Origin of the sequence: Mucilaginibacter sp. P19, from assembly GCF_050632265.1 — a bacterium.
In the GTDB taxonomy this organism is placed as follows: domain Bacteria; phylum Bacteroidota; class Bacteroidia; order Sphingobacteriales; family Sphingobacteriaceae; genus Mucilaginibacter; species Mucilaginibacter gossypii.
On sequence record NZ_CP192586.1, the window covers coordinates 2,571,366 to 2,590,127 of the forward strand.

At 45.3% G+C, this 18,762-nt stretch carries 21 protein-coding genes; all 21 read left to right on the forward strand.

The features are described from left to right. Positions 1–71 precede the first annotated feature (71 nt). The 21 genes from ACQ86K_RS12380 to ACQ86K_RS12480 all read left to right on the forward strand — a co-directional run bounded on the left by ACQ86K_RS12380 (position 72) and on the right by ACQ86K_RS12480 (position 18,724). The gene (locus tag ACQ86K_RS12380) at positions 72–2,306 is read left to right on the forward strand and encodes a heavy metal translocating P-type ATPase (protein ID WP_157526430.1); all 2,235 of its coding nucleotides are present in this window, start codon (positions 72–74) and stop codon (positions 2,304–2,306) included. Positions 2,307–2,316: 10 nt separating this feature from the next. Continuing rightward, positions 2,317–2,532, forward strand: a complete 216-nt coding sequence (locus ACQ86K_RS12385; protein ID WP_157526428.1) for a heavy-metal-associated domain-containing protein — start codon at positions 2,317–2,319, stop codon at positions 2,530–2,532. 105 nt (positions 2,533–2,637) lie between these two features. Further along, on the forward strand, positions 2,638–3,111 hold the full coding sequence (locus ACQ86K_RS12390) for a hypothetical protein (protein ID WP_157526426.1): 474 nt from the start codon (positions 2,638–2,640) through the stop codon (positions 3,109–3,111). 111 nt (positions 3,112–3,222) lie between these two features. Continuing rightward, positions 3,223–3,744, forward strand: a complete 522-nt coding sequence (locus tag ACQ86K_RS12395) for a helix-turn-helix domain-containing protein (RefSeq protein WP_431200456.1) — start codon at positions 3,223–3,225, stop codon at positions 3,742–3,744. 322 nt (positions 3,745–4,066) lie between these two features. Next, positions 4,067–6,502, forward strand: a complete 2,436-nt coding sequence (locus ACQ86K_RS12400) for a multicopper oxidase domain-containing protein (protein ID WP_431200457.1) — start codon at positions 4,067–4,069, stop codon at positions 6,500–6,502. A gap of 36 nt (positions 6,503–6,538) precedes the next feature. Next, entirely contained in the window at positions 6,539–7,204 is a 666-nt protein-coding gene (locus ACQ86K_RS12405) for a DUF305 domain-containing protein (protein ID WP_157526420.1), read from the forward strand. A 27-nt stretch (positions 7,205–7,231) separates the two neighbouring features. Continuing rightward, positions 7,232–7,849 carry a DUF305 domain-containing protein gene (locus ACQ86K_RS12410; RefSeq protein ID WP_157526418.1) on the forward strand — a complete coding sequence of 206 codons (618 nt, stop codon included), beginning with the start codon at positions 7,232–7,234 and terminating at the stop codon, positions 7,847–7,849. A gap of 206 nt (positions 7,850–8,055) precedes the next feature. Next, positions 8,056–8,223: a four-helix bundle copper-binding protein gene (locus tag ACQ86K_RS12415; RefSeq protein WP_243749164.1), complete on the forward strand. Its 168-nt coding sequence runs from the start codon at positions 8,056–8,058 to the stop codon at positions 8,221–8,223. A 105-nt stretch (positions 8,224–8,328) separates the two neighbouring features. After that, on the forward strand, positions 8,329–8,748 hold the full coding sequence (locus tag ACQ86K_RS12420; protein ID WP_431200846.1) for a DUF305 domain-containing protein: 420 nt from the start codon (positions 8,329–8,331) through the stop codon (positions 8,746–8,748). Positions 8,749–8,886: 138 nt separating this feature from the next. After that, the gene (locus ACQ86K_RS12425; RefSeq protein ID WP_431200458.1) at positions 8,887–9,468 is read left to right on the forward strand and encodes a hypothetical protein; all 582 of its coding nucleotides are present in this window, start codon (positions 8,887–8,889) and stop codon (positions 9,466–9,468) included. After that, complete coding sequence (locus ACQ86K_RS12430) at positions 9,446–9,775, forward strand: hypothetical protein (protein WP_431200459.1); 330 nt, start codon at positions 9,446–9,448, stop codon at positions 9,773–9,775. Before ACQ86K_RS12425 ends, ACQ86K_RS12430 begins: the two co-directional genes overlap by 23 nt. A 32-nt stretch (positions 9,776–9,807) precedes the next feature. Beyond that, on the forward strand, positions 9,808–10,134 hold the full coding sequence (locus tag ACQ86K_RS12435) for a hypothetical protein (protein ID WP_431200460.1): 327 nt from the start codon (positions 9,808–9,810) through the stop codon (positions 10,132–10,134). Positions 10,135–10,242: 108 nt separating this feature from the next. Further along, positions 10,243–10,620, forward strand: a complete 378-nt coding sequence (locus ACQ86K_RS12440) for a hypothetical protein (RefSeq protein WP_183549009.1) — start codon at positions 10,243–10,245, stop codon at positions 10,618–10,620. A gap of 72 nt (positions 10,621–10,692) precedes the next feature. Continuing rightward, positions 10,693–11,193 carry a DUF3347 domain-containing protein gene (locus ACQ86K_RS12445; RefSeq protein ID WP_157526409.1) on the forward strand — a complete coding sequence of 167 codons (501 nt, stop codon included), beginning with the start codon at positions 10,693–10,695 and terminating at the stop codon, positions 11,191–11,193. A 72-nt stretch (positions 11,194–11,265) separates the two neighbouring features. Further along, positions 11,266–11,847, forward strand: a complete 582-nt coding sequence (locus ACQ86K_RS12450) for a DUF3347 domain-containing protein (protein WP_157526407.1) — start codon at positions 11,266–11,268, stop codon at positions 11,845–11,847. Positions 11,848–11,853: 6 nt separating this feature from the next. Further along, on the forward strand, positions 11,854–12,138 hold the full coding sequence (locus ACQ86K_RS12455) for a heme-binding domain-containing protein (RefSeq protein WP_431200461.1): 285 nt from the start codon (positions 11,854–11,856) through the stop codon (positions 12,136–12,138). Continuing rightward, entirely contained in the window at positions 12,122–12,310 is a 189-nt protein-coding gene (locus tag ACQ86K_RS12460; RefSeq protein WP_431200462.1) for a heme-binding domain-containing protein, read from the forward strand. The genes ACQ86K_RS12455 and ACQ86K_RS12460 overlap by 17 nt, the downstream gene beginning before the upstream one ends. Before the next feature lie 10 nt (positions 12,311–12,320). After that, complete coding sequence (locus ACQ86K_RS12465; protein WP_166584879.1) at positions 12,321–15,074, forward strand: multicopper oxidase domain-containing protein; 2,754 nt, start codon at positions 12,321–12,323, stop codon at positions 15,072–15,074. A gap of 12 nt (positions 15,075–15,086) precedes the next feature. Next, a complete protein-coding gene (locus tag ACQ86K_RS12470) occupies positions 15,087–17,186 on the forward strand; it encodes a heavy metal translocating P-type ATPase (RefSeq protein WP_243749165.1) in 2,100 nt (699 codons plus the stop codon). A 904-nt stretch (positions 17,187–18,090) separates the two neighbouring features. Continuing rightward, positions 18,091–18,354, forward strand: a complete 264-nt coding sequence (locus tag ACQ86K_RS12475; RefSeq protein WP_166584880.1) for a hypothetical protein — start codon at positions 18,091–18,093, stop codon at positions 18,352–18,354. Between the two features lie 121 nt (positions 18,355–18,475). Further along, positions 18,476–18,724: a heavy metal-binding domain-containing protein gene (locus ACQ86K_RS12480; protein WP_157526397.1), complete on the forward strand. Its 249-nt coding sequence runs from the start codon at positions 18,476–18,478 to the stop codon at positions 18,722–18,724. Positions 18,725–18,762: the final 38 nt, after the last annotated feature.

The following is an 18,762-nucleotide window of genomic DNA, read 5'->3' on the forward strand; positions in this document are numbered from 1 at the left end:
TAAAATTTCCGCATAATCCTGTAACGCAAATTTTCGGTGGCCCCGTAATTTTGTACCATAAATAAAGAATAATGGCAGCGCAATCGATCACCACAATTACTTTTCCCGTTACCGGCATGACCTGTGCAGGCTGCGCATCAAGCGTTGAATCAATGCTCGGCGCACAAAACGGTGTTGAGCAAGCGGCTGTGAACTTTGCAACGCAAACCGTAAAGGTCGAATTTCACCCTGAAATCGTTGCACCAGAAGTGTTAAAACGTTCATTACAGTCGGTAGGTTACGACCTGCTCATAGATACAGCTAACGGTAAAGAACAGCAGGAACAAATCCGGGAAACTCACTACCGTGCATTAAAGAGAAATATCCTATGGGCTGGTGCCCTTACCTTACCCGTAGTGATCATCGGTATGTTCTATATGGACATGCCTTATGCCAATTACATCATGTTATTGCTGACCGCGCCCGTGCTTTTTGTTGCAGGACGTAACTTTTTTATCGGGGCCTGGAAACAGGCAAAGCATGGACGCGCCAATATGGATACGCTGGTAGCTATGAGTACGGGCATTGCTTTCCTTTTCAGCGTCTTCAATACCGTTTACCCGGATTTCTGGCACAGGCAGGCCTTGCACCCGCATGTATATTACGAGGCGGCCTCGGTTGTCATTGTCTTTATCATGCTGGGAAAATTGCTCGAAGAACGGGCAAAATCCAACACGTCTTCCGCTATCAAAAAGCTAATCGGACTCCAGCCAAAGACTGTTTTACTGATCACTCCGGCAGGTGAAAAGGTTATGCCGGTAGAAGAAGTCAGGGTTGGTGACTTGTTGCTGGTACGCCCTGGTGAAAAGATCCCCGTCGATGGTACGGTACAGGAGGGTCATTCCTATGTCGATGAAAGCATGATCAGTGGCGAACCTGTCGCTGTAGCAAAGCAAAGCGGCGACCCGGTTTTCGCGGGCACGATCAATCAAAAAGGCAGTTTTCAGTTCCGTGCTGAAAAAGTCGGCAGTGAAACGCTCCTCGGACAGATCATTAACCTTGTACAGGAGGCGCAGGGCTCTAAAGCGCCGGTTCAAAAACTGGTCGATAAAATTGCAGGTATATTCGTGCCGGTCGTAATGCTGATCGCGCTGATAACATTAGGTGCCTGGCTGCTATTCGGCGGTCAGCAAGCCTTAACGCAAGGGCTTTTGGCAATGGTGACGGTGCTGGTGATCGCCTGTCCTTGTGCGCTTGGCCTGGCTACGCCCACCGCTGTAATGGTCGGTATTGGCAAGGGCGCTGAAAATGGCATCCTGATCAAAGACGCGGAAGCACTTGAAATCGGTTATCAGGTGAATGCAGTCGTGCTGGATAAGACAGGGACGATCACGGAAGGCAAACCAGTAGTAACAGACCTGATCTGGGCGAATCAGGCGGCTGGTAAAGAAAATCCCTTAGCTGCAATACTGTTATCACTCGAACAGCAATCGGAACATCCACTTGCGACAGCAGTTGTAGCCTACTTAAAGGAGCAAAACACGGGAACTGTAGCGTCGAACTATTTTCACAGTCTCACCGGTCAGGGAATTGAAGGCATGTTCGACGGACAGCCGTTCTATGCCGGTAACCTGAAACTCGTAGATTCCTGTAAAACCAACTTGCCTGATGAACTTCGTGTTGCGGCAGAAGCACTATCTGGTTGGGGTAAAACGGTCATCTATTTCGCTTCACATCTTTCTGTACTGGCGATTGTTGCCCTGCAAGACCGGGTGAAAATTACTTCTGCCCAAGCGATTGCCGAATTACAAGGCAGTGGTATCACGGTCTATATGCTCACCGGTGACCACGCGGTTACTGCTGCACATATCGGTAAAGAGGCCGGTATCACTGAAATTATTGCAGGTGCTTTACCGGCCGACAAAGCGGAGTTTGTGAAGACCTTGCAAAGCCAGGGCAAAATAGTCGCGATGGTAGGTGATGGCATCAATGACAGCCAGGCGCTGGCACAGGCTAACCTTTCTATAGCAATGGGCCATGGTTCGGACATCGCCATGGATGTAGCTAAGATCACGCTCGTCTCTTCCGATCTCTTACAGATACCCAAAGCACTTAAACTGTCCCGGCTCACTGTTCGTACAATTCGGCAAAATCTGTTCTGGGCATTTATCTATAACCTCATCGGCATTCCGCTGGCTGCCGGCATATTGTATCCGTTCAACGGCTTCCTGCTTAATCCCATGATCGCGGGTGCAGCTATGGCCCTTAGTTCTGTATCGGTGGTCAGCAACAGCCTTCGGCTTAAATATTCAAAAATTAACATATAGCATAAAAACAATGGAAACTCTAAAATTCAAGACCACCATCAAATGTGGTGGCTGCATAGCAACGGTAACCCCGGTACTTAATAATTTGGACGGCGTACAAAAATGGGAGGTCGATACGGCTAACCCTGATAAGGTACTGACTGTAGATACAAATAAAGGTTTGAATCCTAATGAAGTGATTAGCGCATTGAAGGCCAAAGGCTTTCAGGCAGAAGTCATCAAATAAACCGATATTTGTAAGAGCCGCACTGAAAGGCAGGAATAGCGCTTTGACTATTAAGAAAAAACGGTAGCTTTTAAACAAATGTAACTTTTTTGTGTATCTAATATAATGAGAAAATTCGGTGCCTTCGGCTTGGCTGCGTTTTACCTGTTGCTGACAACGGGTATGTTCGTATGCCTGGTTCACTGCGGTGCCGAATTTTTATTGGAAAAGTCGGGCCACGAATTAACGGCGCTTGCGCTTGATGACCATATGGGCGATGGCCACGATGAAGAATCTCTTGCCGGACATGATAGCGACCATCATGAGGACAAAGAACATGGACACAAAAAATCTTGTGGTGAAGGTAAAGATTGCAGTTGCTGTAACCAGCACGGCAATTATGTGATCAAAGAAAACTCTTCCGCTTCGCTGGAATTTCAACTGAGCGCATTACAGGTCGCCGTGATTTTTTTACCTTATGATTCAGCAGCGCCTGTTCGGGGCATTTATGAGGCTAAAGTATCCTGGTTAAACGCCACGGGGCCGCCGCGGTCGGCTGTACAGCCTTTATTTCTTAAATACCGTTCTCTTCTGATCTGATTCAAGCATTGCCGCATTTCTGCGGCCTGAAGTAGTATTGCCTTCACTTTCTTTAGCTTGAATTAAAACATGACATTATATATTAAAAATATGGTTTGCGACCGCTGCATTATGGTCGTTAAACAACAACTGGAAAATTTAGGTTTCCGCGTCACTGCAATTGCTCTAGGCAGCGCGGATGTACAGCCTGAGCCGGATGCCGTTCAATTAAGTGCTGTTTCCTCCGCTCTGAAGCTGCTTGGCTTCGAACTGATTGACAATGAAAAAGACCGCGTTGTGCAGCGCATCAAAGACCTGATCATTGAAAAGGTCCATCACAGCGACCTTGCCGACAATCGCCTTAGTTTTTCAGATTACCTGTCCGATCAGGTTCATAAGGATTATACCTACCTCAGCCGGATGTTCTCGGAATCCGAGGATACCACCATAGAAAAATTCATTATTCAGCAAAAGATCGAAAAAGTGAAAGAACTGCTGGAGTACGGTGAACTCAACATGAATGAGATCGCCTGGAAAATGGGCTACAGCAGCAGCGCCCATTTGTCCACACAGTTCAAAACCATAACCGGGTTAACGCCGAGCCAGTATAAATCCTCCGATCAGCTGCCCAGAAAATCATTAGATAAGGTATAAAGCATTTGTTATGAAAAACCTGAAGACAGTACTCCTAATAAGTTATCTCTGCGTGACTTTGGTTGCCCATGCCCAACAACATGAAATGCCCGGTATGAACATGAATTCATCGCAGAAAAATCAGCCTGAAAAATCAAAAATTTCGCAAACAAACCCGAAAACGAAAGCGAGTACGGCGCAAAAGCGATCGAGGAAAAGAACGGCGAACAGGAAAGGTGTGGGTAGCATGATTGGAATGAAAATGAACCATTCCGATAGTGGTATAATGCCCGGAAGAAAAATGCCGGAAAAGTCCGCTGCAAATAGCATGCAAAATATGGACATGTCTGAGCCAGCACATGGAATGAGTATGGGAACAGGCAGCATGCCGGGCATGAAGATGACCGCACAGCCGGCGAATCCAGGCGATACCATTAAAAGTACGTCATCCACACTAAATGATCACCTTATTCATGCAGGCAAACGGGTATATTATGATCTTAATATCGGCGATACCATAGTTAACTACACCGGTAAGCGCGTCAAAGCCCTGGCTATTAACGGCCAGATACCAGGCCCTGTTTTAAGATTTACGGAAGGTGACACGGCTTATATCCGTATCCATAACCACCGAAAAACTACAACATCTATCCACTGGCACGGCTTGCTCGTACCCAATAAATACGATGGCGTACCTTACATCAGTACCGTGCCCATAGAACCAGGCACGACGTTTACGAACGTCATACCCATCCGTCAGACCGGTACCTACTGGTATCATACTCACACCGAGTTAGACGAGCAGGCTGGCCTATACGGCCCTATTGTGATACAGCCGCAGGTTCGCAAAGATAATTACCCGGAACAGGTCTTTATGTTGTCCGATTGGACCGATTACCGGCCAAAAGAGGTTTTAAGAATGCTTAAGCGGGGCAGCGACTGGTTCTCTATCCAGCGGGGCAGCGTACTGAGCTATGGCGGAGCTATAGAAAAGGGTTACCTGAGCGACAAATTGAAGCTGGACTGGATGCGTATGCCAGCGATGGACCTTGTGGATGTAAAATATGACCGTTTTCTGGCCAACGGGCAAGGCAATCAGGATTTTACACGGTTCAAGGCTGGGGAAACCGTGAAGATGCGCATCATTAATGGTTCAGCGTCCAGTTACTTCTGGCTTAATTATGCAGGCGGGTCAATGACCGTGATAGCTGCGGATGGCTTAGCTGTAAAGCCAGTTCAGGTCGATAAAATTTTAATTGGAACAGCTGAGACTTATGACGTGCTCATTAAGATACCTGCCTCCGGTAAATATGAATTCCGGGCCACGGCGCAGGATATTACCGGAAAAGTTTCGGCATGGTTTGGTAGCGGCAAAGAATTTAAAACCACGGACATTCCAAAAGTGCCCTATTACCGGTTTACCCATACTTTCAATCAAATGATGGGCATGATGAATATGCCCATGAACTCCGTTCCGAATTCCAAAGTAAAAAACGACGGTCTCGAGTTTTCAAAAAGTGATGGGATGATGAAGATGGGAAATATGAAGATGAATGGACAAGATCCCAGTCGTCAAAATATGCAGAAAATGAACATGCCCGGAATGAAGATGGATCAAATGTCCGGAATGGCCTCCGATAGTTCAAAGAATGGAAAGCAAGATAAGGAAAAAACGCCGGGTATGGCCATGCAGCCGGGAATGGACGATATGAACATGGGTGGGATGGCTATGAAAATGAAAGATGATGGGAAAGGAACGCCTATGGGGCCCGGCCAATCCATGCTGCTGGGTTTAGGCGGGAAAGGAAAAATTCTAAGCTATGATATGCTGGAGGCTAATTCTACTACAGCCATTGAAGGAAAACACACTGTTCGAACCTATCATTTATATCTTACTGGCAGCATGCTACGTTACACCTGGTTTATCAATAATAAACCGCTATCAGAAGCAGACAGGTTACTAATCAGGAAAGGAGAAATTGTCCGCTTTGTGTTTCATAATACGACGATGATGGAACACCCGATGCACCTGCACGGACATTTTTTTCGTGTACTGAATGCTAAAGGCGATTCCGCACCACTTAAACATACGGTGAGTATTGAACCGATGAAGGTACAAACGATAGAGTATCTGGCCGACGAAGCACACGACTGGTTTTTCCATTGCCACACACTTTATCACATGATGTCAGGTATGGCAAGGGTGGTACGTTATGAAGATTCGCCAAGTAACCCTGATGTAGCGAAATATCAGCCGAACAACCCGGTAATTAATGATGACCGGCAGTTTTACACCTGGGCGCAGCTGTCCTTTCATTCTCAGACCAACACCGGAAGCATCTTTGTCTCCAATACCCGTTATGAGTTCAATGCAAACTACCGTGCGAGCTACGATGGAAGATACGAATTTGAACCGCGCGCGGAACGTTACCTGGATAACCCGCAATACCTTGCGGCTTATATCGGTGGAAGCTTTGAAAAAAACACGAAGGGTGGCCGGTTCACACAGTATAGTGAAAATAGTGCAGTTGTAGGCTTAAGATACTTGTTGCCGCTATTTATACAAACGGATGCACGCGTCAGCTCAAAAGGAAAGTTCCGATTTGCTTTGAGCAGGGAAGACATCCCGCTTTCCAGCAGGCTTTATCTTGGTGCGTCTTATAATACTGACAAGGAATTCCAAATGGATACGCGGTATGTGCTCACCAAATATTTTGCGTTATCACTCAGTTACGATAACCAGTACGGCTTTGGAGGGGGCCTTACTGTCATTTACTAATTCAAACGCATTAAATTTTAATAATCAATAATATCTATGAAAACATCAATTGTAATGATTCCACTTTTTGCGCTAGGCGCAACAGGAATGAACGCCGAAATGGCAATGAACGGCCGATTAATGAGCAGCCACTACTATCCAACGACGGATGTATCAATGTTAGCTCAAATGCAAGGCGACCCGCTTATGGAAGCAATGAATAAAATGATGAAGGAGATGCATGCTCAGCAGATGAAGGGTAATATCGACCTTGATTTTGCAACTATGCTCAGAATTCACCACATGGGCGCAATTGACATGGCCAAGGTGGAAGTGCAGCAGGGTAAAGATGCCGTAATGAAAAGTTTGGCACAAAAAATAGTGGACGCGCAAACTAAGGAGGTTACAGAGCTTGATCAATTAATCCCTACCCTACAAAGCGGAAATAAAAATTATGATCCGGCCAATAAAAATTCAGGTGCGGGTAAGGCTATGAGTGACAATATGATGGCGATGATGAAAACTGGGAACATGTCCATGTCTTCCATAGATCATGAATTTGCAGATATGATGACCAAGCACCACAAAGACGGGTTGATAATGGCGAAAAGCATCTTAGCAAATGCAAAAAATGGCAAGCTCCGATCGATGGCTCAAAAATCCATTCCTGAACAAACCAGTGATATCAGTAAAATGGAACATTGGATGCAATCACATAAATAAATAAGGGGATAACTAAAAACTGAAACCATGAAAAACGTAATAAAATTGACCTGGCTACTGGTTATCGCAGGCTTTTTTGCTGCCTGTACGAAAGACAACAATGAAATCAAAATTCAGAATCACGATCAGGATCAGATGATGAGCATTATGCATCAAATGATGTCGAAAATGGATACCATGAAGATGACGAAAGATCCCGACAACGATTTTGCTATGATGATGCGCATGCACCATCAGGGCGCAATTGATATGGCCAATCTCGAACTGAAAAGTGGCAGCGATGCAACAATGAAACAAATGGCCCAATCTATTATGACCAGCCAACAAGCAGAAATAACGCAGCTTACCGCCTTTCTCGCCTCACATCCACCTCATACCAACGATCCTGATTTTGATACCATGCAGATGGATAACATGAAAAAAGCAGGAAAACAGGCGGATTTGCAGATCATAAACGGGGACATCGACCACGACTTTGCTATTCTAATGATCGGCCACCATCAAAGTGCAATTGAAAACGCTCGTCTCGAACTTCTGCATGGGCAGGAACAGCGTATGAAAACGATGGCTACCAATATTATCGATGCACAAATGAAGGAAATAGATCAGTTCCAGGACTGGCTATTGGCCAGGGGCAATAAATAATGTAATTCACTAAGTTTATAACTATAAAACAAATGATTATGTCACATCAAAAATTTCAGGATTGTATCGATGAGTGTGTTGCCTGTGCAGTGGCTTGCAGCCATTGTGCAACTTCATGCCTTCAGGAAGAGGATATTAAGATGATGTCCCGTTGTATCCAATTGGATTTAGAATGCGCGGCAATATGCCGGGCTGCAGCAGAGGTCATGAGTTTGGGAAGCGGGTTCAGTGCACACTTGTGCAGGGTCTGTGCAGATGTTTGTAAAGCGTGCGGAGATGAATGCGCCAAGCACGATATGGAGCATTGTCAGGCTTGTGCGGAAGCTTGCCGCAAATGCGCCGAAGCTTGTGAGGAGATGGCAACTGCCGCTTAATCAACAAATTCAGCCATTGCCCCGTTTCGGGGCAATGGCTATTTAATTCTTTAATCAAAATTTACCAAAAAATGGAAAAAGGAAATTATAAAAAATCTCGTCTTGATGCTGTTGGCATCCTACATCGTCATGTACGCCATCATGTACCTGGACGATGACCAAATTGACCATATTTATCTTAATATGACGCGGTTTTATATGACGCTCATCATGATCAGCGCGATGGCTCTCATCATGCTTGCCATGATGCGGATGATGTACCAGAATAAAAAGCTCAATGCGATCATTGTTATTTCCAGCGTCGCTGTTTTTGGGTTAGCACTGACAGGCGTTCGTACACAGGCCGGTATTGGTGACGTACAATACATGAAAGGGATGATCCCGCACCATTCCATTGCCATTATGACCAGTAAACATGCCAACATCAAAGATCCGGAAGTGAAAAAACTATCCCGTGACATTATTGATGCACAGGAAAAGGAGATTGCTGAAATGAAGCAGATTCTAAGTAGAATGGAAAAATAAATATCCGCAAAGGAAATTATCAATAGGAATATGAGTCGAGTGAAGAAAACATTGGTCTGGCTTTTTAAAGTGCTTTTCGTAAAAAAATGCTGTAGATAACATCTTCTCGCTTTTATAGTATATTAGTTTTTTTAATACATGAGCGATCACTTATTATCTATAATTCATCAGTATAAAAATGATCAGGAATCAGTTTACAATACCTGGTTTATCAATAATGAAGAACGCTTAAAAGCCTTCCGCTCGATCCGGCGGGGTGTATTGCAAGTGATCGAAGACATCAAAAGCAAGCGTTTCGGGAACGATTTTAAAGGCAGTTCCCTGGAATTTGTGCTGTCCTGCATTACGGAACAAAAGCAGGTTTTCGAGGGCGCTTCGCATCCCTTTTACTGGAAGCCCAAATTGAGAATTCCTGATATCTACGAAAATCAGTCGAATAAGATCGCTTTCGGGCAATTCCTGGAAAATTGCATCCATGCAAAAAATGAAGAGCAGGTGGTTAAAGAGATTGAAAAATTGGATGCGCTTAAGATCAAAGGCCTGGGGCCTGCGGTAGCGAGTATCCTGTATTTCCTGCACCCCACCTGGATACCGCCGTTCAATACCGCGATCATCAATGGGTTCAATTACCTTTTTAAGGACAAAAAAATTAGGCAGTTGGGGCGAATACCTGAAGATCAGGGAGGTCATTATGGACATGAACCGCCAACATTGCAATGAATTATCGCTTGACACCGGTGCGTTCTCTGGATTGCTATTTGAGATCGGCACCCAAAAACTGCTTTTAGGAAAAGATGAATACCTTTCAGAGACCGAGCGTAACCGGTTGGAAAAACTCATTGAAAAACGTCATAAAGAAAAGCGTGCGGAAACTGCCGATGAACATCTTCACAATGAAATGCAGTTCCATCTGCTAAAGATCGGGCATGCACTCGGCTACGATGTGATCGCCGCCTCTAACGACCGCTCTAAAGAGTGGAACGGAAATAAGTTCACCTTTATTTCGCTGGCCAACTTCCCCCGTTAGTTTTGGACAAAGAGGTACTGAACACCGTTAAGTTGATCGACGTTCTTTGGTTCCAAAAAGGCACCCCTAAAGTCATCGCCGCGTTTGAAGTGGAGAAAAGCACAAGTATCTATTCCGGGATACTGCGGCTGACCGATCTGAGTTGCAGCCTGAATAGCAAGGAGGAAGTATTATATCTCGTGGTGCCTGACCAACGCGAAAAAGATGTTGTTATGCAGCTTACCAGGCCATCGATCCGGCAAGGGAATATGGAAATGAAATACATTTGCTTTTCTGACCTTCGGCAGCATTGTGACGCGCTGTGCAAATTTGGCGACGATCATTCCATTATGCAGAAGATTGCAAAGGAAGCAGTGTAATGTTCGTAGCCTATAAAATATTGACGGAATTATATAAATGTTATTGCTAATGGTTTTTTAGTTTTGTATAGGATGAAAAGTAAAGCGCTTTTGTTACTCTTTATATTTATGCTGAATACCGTTGCCGGGTTTAGCTGCGCTTTACATATGTCCCACGATAACCATCACGAAGCTGTCGAAAGTCATGAACACCATCATGCTGCCGTTAAACACACGCATCGTCAACTGCTTCCCGGACAAACTACGATAGGCACTGATGAACCTTGCTGCCAAAGCGCGGTAAATAACTTTATTTCATTGGCCAAGCTTGTCCCGTCGACCGACCACCTGGTCTTAAAAGCGCCACTGTTATATACCAGCGACAACCTCATATTTTCGTTGGTGCCTGATCCTGGCGTTATTATTATACCCCGTATCGTTATTGACGAGCGACAGCGTCCCCCGACAAGAAATATTTATATCATTCATCGCAGCCTGTTGATCTGATTACGATTAAGTTTAAACCGTTACATGGCGTAGCCATGCCCGAATTTTATACTTTATTTTAATTCTCAGATCATGAAAAAGACATTTTTACTGGTTGCCTTCATTGCAACTGCGTTTACACAACAACTTTTTGCCCAGGATGCGAAAACATCATCCCTTTCTTCTTTATTGTCCTCTTATTACGGCGTCAAAGACGCGCTTGTCACCTCAAACAGCCCGGACGCAGCCACTCATGCTACCGAGTTCCTGAAAGCGATCAATGGGGTCGATATGAAGACGCTGGACAAGCCGGAGATGGACACTTTTATGCTTTTACAGGAAAAGCTTGCCTTTGATGCGCGGCATATTTCGGAGAGCAAGGATATCGCCCATCAGCGGGAACACTTTGCCAATTTCTCGTTGAACTTCTTCAAACTGGCAAAAGCAGTAAAATTATCGGATAAGCCGGTTTATTATGCTTATTGCCCGATGAAGAAAAGCTATTGGCTTTCTGCTGAAGCTGCGATCAAGAACCCATACTACGGAAACCAAATGCTCACCTGTGGCAAGGTTACCGAAACCCTTAATAAATAAGTTTATCCATAAAGCTTAACCGGCAAATGTTGATCATTTGCCGGTCATTGCTCATTACAAAATTTAGACATCATGAAAAATTTAATCATAGTTAGCTTAGCCATCACCGCAGTTTCATTCACAGCTTGCAATAACAATAAATCCACATCAACCTCCACGGCTACTGATTCAACCAAAACGGCAAATACGCCAGGACAATCCGCTACTTCTTCAAAGCCTGCTACAGCGGTAAATGGCCTCGTTGGCAGTTATTTGGAATTGAAAAATGCGCTGGCGCAAGACAACAGTAAGGACGCTGCAACGGCTGGTAAAGCCCTCGCTGATGGTTTTGGAAAGTTTGATAAGTCCGCACTTTCAGCCACCCAGAAAAAATCTTTCGAGGACATTGCCGACGACGCGCATGAAATGGCCGAGCACATTGGCGAAAGCGCGGGAAAACTGCCGCATCAGCGTGAACACTTTGATATGCTGAGCAAAGATATGTATGATCTGGTCAAGCTTTTCGGTGCGGGACGGTCATTATTCGTCGATCATTGCCCCATGTATAATGATAAAAAAGGGGCGATCTGGCTAAGTGAAAGTAAAGAGATCAAAAACCCCTATATGGGTTCAGGCATGTCAACCTGCGGAAATGTGAAGGAAGAATTAAAATAAATGACCATGAACAGGACGGTTAAGATCATCGGATCAGGGGCGCTGCTGCTTGCTGCTATGCAATTTTTCCCGCGCGACCATAACCAAGGAAAAGCTCCTGCCGGTAAAACGATGGCAGAGGTTATCCAGGTTCCATCAAACGCTCAGGTCATATTGAAACGGTCATGTTATGATTGTCATAGCGATCATACCAACTATCCCTGGTACGCGCAACTGCAGCCAGTCCGATATATACTGGATGGTCATATCAGGCGCGGCAAAGATGAACTGAATTTTGACAGAATTCGGTGATTACGCTGCCAGGCGGCAGCGAAGCCGCATAAGGGCAATCGGCGAAAGCCTGGAGGAAGGCGCTATGCCCTTGGGTTCCTATACAATGATACACCGTGATGCAATACTTACAAAAGAAGATAAGGCAACGTTGCTGAATTGGGCTAAAGAGACCAGCAGCACACTGCCGTAAAAGTTAAAAGATGAAAAATATAACACTTATGGTGCTGATACTTTTATTCGGGCAGATAGCGAAGGCTCAAACCGATATGCAGGGTATGCCGGGAATGCAGAAACAGCAGCAGGTCACTTATACCTGCCCTATGCATCCGGAAATCCATGACGCAAAACCTGGTAATTGCCCCAAATGCGGCATGAAGCTGGTTAAAGAAAAACCAAAGGCAGTTGCCCCAAAGACAGCCGCTAAAAACATGACACTAAAGGGAAAAAACCTGAAGGCGGATAACAAGCCGATGGAAAAAGCGCCTGCGGCAAGTGCTGTCAGTTATACATGCCCGATGCATCCTGATATTCATTCGGCCCAACCAGGCAACTGCCCCAAGTGCGGGATGAAACTGGTCAAAGAGCAACCAAAAGCTATGAATATGTCTGGACTGAACATGCCCGCAACGGACAGTGCGAAAACAGGTGGAAAAATGGAGGGTATGAAGATGGATGGTATGAAAATGAGCAGCGGACCGGCCGATATTCAAGCTGCAAAAGACCATTTAGGGTCTATCAAAACCATTAGCGCTAAATATCCGCCCCGTACGGTTCGGTATGACCTTTTTATAGCCGACACTACCGTTACCTATGGTGGAAAACCAAAGCGTGCCATTGCCGTAAACGGCAGTATTCCCATGCCGACATTGACATTTACGGAAGGCGATACTGCGGAAATCTATGTTCACAACAAACTGAAAGAAGAAACCTCGCTGCACTGGCACGGACTGTTTCTACCCAACCGTTACGACGGAGTGCCTAACATGACCCAGATGCCGATCAAGCCGGGTGAAACGCATTTATATAAGTTTCCCATCAAACAACATGGCACCCATTGGTATCACAGTCATACCGGTTTACAGGAACAGATCGGCATGTACGGTGCATTTATCATGAATAAACGCCAGGAATGGGACATTCCGACCATTCCGCTGGTATTAAGTGACTGGACGAATATGAATCCCAAGGAGGTTCAGCGGAGCCTTCATGCCGCTACGGATTGGTTCGCCATCAAAAAGGGAACAACGCAAAGCTACCTCGAAGCGATAAGATCAGGCAACTTCAAAACGAAGGTTGCCAATGAATGGAAGCGTATGACCGCCATGGATGTGAGCGATGTATACTATGATAATTTTCTCATCAATGGAAAAAATCAAAATGAACAACCACAATTCAAAGCCGGTGATAAAGTGAGATTGCGCATCGCCAACGGTGGTGCTTCCTCTTATTTTTGGTTGAAGTATGCAGGTGGTAAAATGACCGTGGTTGCAACGGATGGCAATGACGTAGCGCCTGTTGAAGTCGACCGGCTGATCGTTGCAGTTTCCGAAACCTACGATGTGGTGGTGACCATACCGGAAAATAAAAGCTATGAATTCCTGGTCACCCCCGAAGACCGTACGAAGTCCGCGTCACTTTGGCTGGGCAAAGGCGATAAAGTTTATGCCGGTAAAATGCCAAAGCTGAAATACTTTGCCGGTATGAAAATGATGAATGATATGATGGACATGAATGGTAATATGGTACAGATGGATGGCATGACCATGCAAAACCAGATCATGGATATGAACACCGTCATGTACCCGGAGATTACCGGCGAGGAAAAACCAGCCGCTAAAAAAACAAAAGCTACCATGGCTGGAATGCAAATGGCAAATGACCAAAGCATGTCAGGCATGAATATGGCCGCTGAAAACCCGGACATCGTAACATTGAATTATAACATGCTTCGCGACCCTGGAAAGACCAGCTTGCCTGCGGGGCCGTGGCGGGAGCTAAAGTTTGACCTGACAGGAAATATGAACCGTTATGTCTGGACACTGGATAATAAGACGGTATCCGAGTCTGATAAGATCCTGATCAAAAAAGGCGAGAACCTGCGGATCATCCTCTACAATAATAGCATGATGCGGCACCCGATGCACCTGCACGGACATGACTTCAGGGTGCTCAACGGGCAGGGCGAGAATGCTCCTATGAAGAATGTCCTTGACATTATGCCGATGGAGAGGGACACGATAGAATTTGCGGCCAATGAGCCTGGTGGTGACTGGTTCTTCCACTGCCATATCCTTTACCACATGATGAGCGGCATGGGACGCGTATTCAGCTATGAGAACTCCCCGCCGAATCCTGATGTGCCTGATCCGAAGCTGGCGCAGCGCAAGCTCTTTTGGGACGACCAGATGCCACACCTAATGGGAAAAGTCGGATTGGAAAGCAACGGAACAGACGGACAGGTAATGCTGGGCAGTACACGCTGGAAAGCGATGACCATGTGGCATCTTGGCACGGATGCCATGATGGGTTACGAAAGTGAAACGACGGTGGGCCGTTATATCGGACGGAACCAATGGCTTTTTCCATATGTTGGTTTTGATTATCACTACAAGAAGTTTAACCCAGATGAAAAAAATATTTTTGGCAGCGATTATAAGAACCTGTTCGGTCAGGTGAGCAACAAGGAAAACCGCCACACGGTAGTCGCGGGTGTTGCCTATACCTTGCCCATGTTATTTGTGGCGGACATGCGGATTGACGGGAACGGCAAACTGCGTTTCCAGTTAGGACGTGAAGACATTCCGGTTGCGCAACGGCTGCGTATGTCATTAATGATCAACACGGATAAAGAGTATTCAGCAGGATTTCGGTATATTCTAACTAAATACTTTTCATTATCCACGCACTATGACAGTGATATGGGTCTCGGCGGGGGTTTGACGTTAACTTATTAAAACATTAGAGGAATGGAAAATCAACACGATCATCACGCCATGACAGGGCACCAACAACCTGCCCGTACACAGGCAAATTATAACGCTGAAGCTGGATCAATGGATCATGGTAAAATGCTTAAAGGTCATGGTCCAAATATGGGAATGGCTGGTCATGATCATCATGCGATGATGATCGCTGATTTTAGAAAGCGTTTTTATGTGGTACTGGTATTGACGGTTCCGGTGATGTTACTGTCTATGCAAATTCAGCAATGGCTGCATTTGGATTTTCGGTTCGGCGGCTCAGGCTACCTGCTTTTTGGCTTGTCAAGCATCGTTTTCCTTTACGGCGGCTGGCCATTTTTGAGTGGGTGGTTTAATGAATTAAAGGCTAAAAACCCCGGCATGATGACCCTGATCGGCTTTGCCATAACAGTAGCCTACATTTACAGCGCGGCAACGGTTTTCGGATTGAAAGGAATGGACTTCTTTTGGGAACTTACCACGCTGATCCTGATCATGCTGCTCGGGCACTGGATCGAGATGCGGTCGGTAGCGGGAGCTTCCAGGGAATTGGAGCTTTTAGTGCAACTCATGCCGGCAGAGGCGCACTTAATTAAAGGCAAAGACACGACCGAGATTAAAACAGAAACCTTAAAGACAGGAGACCTGATCCTGATCAAGCCAGGTGAAAAAATTCCCGCCGACGGGATTATCGAGGATGGCGAAAGCTATCTGAATGAATCCATGCTTACCGGTGAGGCTACACCCGTACAGAAAACTAAAGGACAGGACGTGATTGCCGGGTCGGTCAATGGCAACGGCTCTTTAAAGGTTAAAGTCACGCATAGCGGCGCAGATTCATATCTGTCCAAAGTAATAACCCTGGTCAAAAATGCACAGGACGCCAAATCAAACACCCAACTGCTGGCTGATAAGGCCGCCAAATGGCTAACCGTCATCGCCCTTATTGCGGGGCTTAGTACCTTTGCTTTTTGGCTTGCGGATGGCAAAGATCTGGCTTTTGCTATGGAAAGAATGGTAACAGTGATCGTGATCTGTTGTCCACATGCTCTGGGTCTCGCCGTGCCGCTTGTGGTAGCCAAGTCTACTTCGCTTTCTGCCCAGCACGGGTTGTTGATCAAAAACCGTACAGCATTTGAAAACTCCCGCAAGATCAGCACCATTGTTTTTGATAAAACAGGTACGCTGACCGTTGGAAAATTCGAGGTAGCCCGGGTGGTTGTTATAGATCATCAAAGTAATGACAAAAAGCAAAATGAAAACGAACTGTTGCGAACCGTAGCAGCGCTGGAACAAAATTCAGAACACCCGATTGCCACCGGAATCCTCGCCGAAATAAAAAAACGTTCATTAAGCATTCCCGAAGTAAAAGATTTTAAGGCGATCACCGGTCAGGGTATTGAGGCGTTGGTAGAAGGCAAGCAACTCAAAGTCGTCAGCCCCGGCTATTTAAAAGAACACGAATTTTCCGAACCTGAAGACTTTGTCGCTAACGGTAACGAAACAGTTGTCTTTGTCATCATCAATGAGATATTATATGGTTATATCGCATTATCGGATACCATTCGCCCGGAATCAGCTGACGCCATACAGACGCTGCATAACAATGGCATTAAATCATTGCTGTTAACAGGAGATAACCAAATGGTGGCGGAAAGCGTGAGCAACCAGTTAAAAATGGATGGTTTTTTTGCTGAAGTTCTGCCACATCAGAAGCTGGATAAAATCAAAGAATTGCAGCAAAAAGGTGAGTTTGTTGCCATGACGGGCGATGGCGTAAATGACGCCCCCGCGCTGGCGCAGGCAGATATTGGGATAGCCGTAGGCTCCGGCAGTGACATTGCAGCGGAAACTGCAGGTATTGTTTTGGTTAACAGTAATCCAAAGGATATTGTTAGCCTGATATTATTCGGAAAAGCGACTTATCGTAAAATGATTCAAAACCTGGCCTGGGCTACGGGTTATAATGTGGTCGCATTGCCGCTGGCGGCAGGCGTGCTGTATAATCAGGGGATTGTTTTGAGCCCGGCAGTGGGAGCCGTATTAATGACGGTCAGCACGGTTGTTGTGGCTATTAATGCCAGCTTGTTAAAAGTAAAGACTTAGTACAATACGATATAAATTTTTGTCCGAATAGTATAAAATAATAAAAGCGTACTTCCTTACCTTGTCGCAGTAATAACGTGAAATTTATTGCACTATCTTTAAAAAATAAAAGTTTAACACATAATGAAAGCGATCGCTGTTTTCCTCACCGTATGTATCTTGTTGGTATCCCCAATGTCGCGGATGGCAAATACTTTGCATACTCAGGTACATGCGTCCTGCTACAAAAAAAGTGCGTACAAGGCTTGCGGTAAGCATCAAAAGCAGGCTTCAGATAACAGTTGTTCCAAAGGTACCTGTAATGCAATGCTATCTTGCAGTGCCTGCGGGTTTAGGATTATTCAATCTGTTTCCCTTTCACCAGCAATCATTGATTTGCACGATCAGACTACCCGGTTTTTTGCTTTAGGTGAATTATCGGATTACCAGGACAACGACTGGAACCCGCCGAAAGTTTAATAGTTAAATCCGAACCCTGTTAATCTTAGATTGACAAATCGTTTAATTATTAATCTTAAATATTCAAATCATGAAAAAGTTTCTTTTCATCACGATGGTGATGCTATTATCTGTTATATCGATTACTTATGCCAATACTCCTTGCTGCAACAGCAAATTCACCTGTTCTAAATGCGCAAAAGGCTGCGGGCCAAACTGCAAGGATTATTGCAGTAAAACCTGTAAGGATTCCGGGGAATGCAAGACTAAATGTAAAGTGTAACTAAACCAAGAGCCGCCCCTTAGCCGGGCGGCTCTTGTTACCTGCCTTTAATTAAATAAAAAATTGTAATTTCGATTTGTGAAACGTACCGCACTCATATTTTTAACGGCGATTTATCTTTTATCCCTTGTGGGTATCGGAATAAGTCGTTTTTATTGCTGCGGTAAACTTGCTGGCATAACATTGACCCTTGCTTCAGCCGATCATTCAGATAAGGATAACTGCTGCAAACATGAAAGCAAAAGTTTTAAAATAAAGGATAGCCATGTGTCGGTGAACGCCACGGTGCTAAACCCAATCACACCGGCTATATTGCCGGAGCCTGCTTACGGGATTGCAGTTAACATCCTTTCGGAATCAGCCATTCGTACCGGTTACCAGGCGAACGCTCCTCCGGGAGACCCTGATATACCCATCTATACCCTCAACTGCGCCTACAGGATTTGACCTGTACTTTTCATAGCCATACAATCCTGTACCGGCTATAATTCAATTAGAATCCATCTTAATTCATAATTAACGCATTGGCTTTGCCTGTGCTATTTATTCATTTTCAATTTTTTAACACATGAAAAAAGTAATGCTGATGGCTGTTGCCATCCTGTTTTCTGCCACGACCGTTTTTGCTTCCAATGGCACCAATGCTGTTTCAGACACGACTAAAACTAAAAAGGTAAAGCCTGCCCCAAAAGTGCAGTACACCTGCACCATGCACCCGGAAGTGCTGAGTGATAAACCCGGCAAATGCCCGAAATGTGGTATGACCCTGGTTAAAAAGACCGATAAAAAGAAACCGGCAGAAAAAATGAAAATGTAATTCATTCAACCCTCCGCTGTTTGGCGGAGGGTTGATTA

Coding starts and splice junctions, on each gene's coding strand:
- ACQ86K_RS12390 (WP_157526426.1), top strand. CDS start 2,638: ATGAGAAAATTCGGTGCCTTCGGCTTGGCTGCGTTTTACCTGTTGCTG.
- ACQ86K_RS12480 (WP_157526397.1), top strand. CDS start 18,476: ATGAAAAAAGTAATGCTGATGGCTGTTGCCATCCTGTTTTCTGCCACG.
- ACQ86K_RS12455 (WP_431200461.1), top strand. CDS start 11,854: ATGAACAGGACGGTTAAGATCATCGGATCAGGGGCGCTGCTGCTTGCT.
- ACQ86K_RS12400 (WP_431200457.1), top strand. CDS start 4,067: ATGTCTGAGCCAGCACATGGAATGAGTATGGGAACAGGCAGCATGCCG.
- ACQ86K_RS12380 (WP_157526430.1), top strand. CDS start 72: ATGGCAGCGCAATCGATCACCACAATTACTTTTCCCGTTACCGGCATG.
- ACQ86K_RS12465 (WP_166584879.1), top strand. CDS start 12,321: ATGAAAAATATAACACTTATGGTGCTGATACTTTTATTCGGGCAGATA.
- ACQ86K_RS12440 (WP_183549009.1), top strand. CDS start 10,243: ATGCTGAATACCGTTGCCGGGTTTAGCTGCGCTTTACATATGTCCCAC.
- ACQ86K_RS12425 (WP_431200458.1), top strand. CDS start 8,887: ATGAGCGATCACTTATTATCTATAATTCATCAGTATAAAAATGATCAG.
- ACQ86K_RS12415 (WP_243749164.1), top strand. CDS start 8,056: ATGAGTTTGGGAAGCGGGTTCAGTGCACACTTGTGCAGGGTCTGTGCA.
- ACQ86K_RS12385 (WP_157526428.1), top strand. CDS start 2,317: ATGGAAACTCTAAAATTCAAGACCACCATCAAATGTGGTGGCTGCATA.
- ACQ86K_RS12470 (WP_243749165.1), top strand. CDS start 15,087: ATGGAAAATCAACACGATCATCACGCCATGACAGGGCACCAACAACCT.
- ACQ86K_RS12450 (WP_157526407.1), top strand. CDS start 11,266: ATGAAAAATTTAATCATAGTTAGCTTAGCCATCACCGCAGTTTCATTC.
- ACQ86K_RS12395 (WP_431200456.1), top strand. CDS start 3,223: ATGGTCGTTAAACAACAACTGGAAAATTTAGGTTTCCGCGTCACTGCA.
- ACQ86K_RS12445 (WP_157526409.1), top strand. CDS start 10,693: ATGAAAAAGACATTTTTACTGGTTGCCTTCATTGCAACTGCGTTTACA.
- ACQ86K_RS12405 (WP_157526420.1), top strand. CDS start 6,539: ATGAAAACATCAATTGTAATGATTCCACTTTTTGCGCTAGGCGCAACA.
- ACQ86K_RS12430 (WP_431200459.1), top strand. CDS start 9,446: ATGAACCGCCAACATTGCAATGAATTATCGCTTGACACCGGTGCGTTC.
- ACQ86K_RS12410 (WP_157526418.1), top strand. CDS start 7,232: ATGAAAAACGTAATAAAATTGACCTGGCTACTGGTTATCGCAGGCTTT.
- ACQ86K_RS12420 (WP_431200846.1), top strand. CDS start 8,329: ATGCTGTTGGCATCCTACATCGTCATGTACGCCATCATGTACCTGGAC.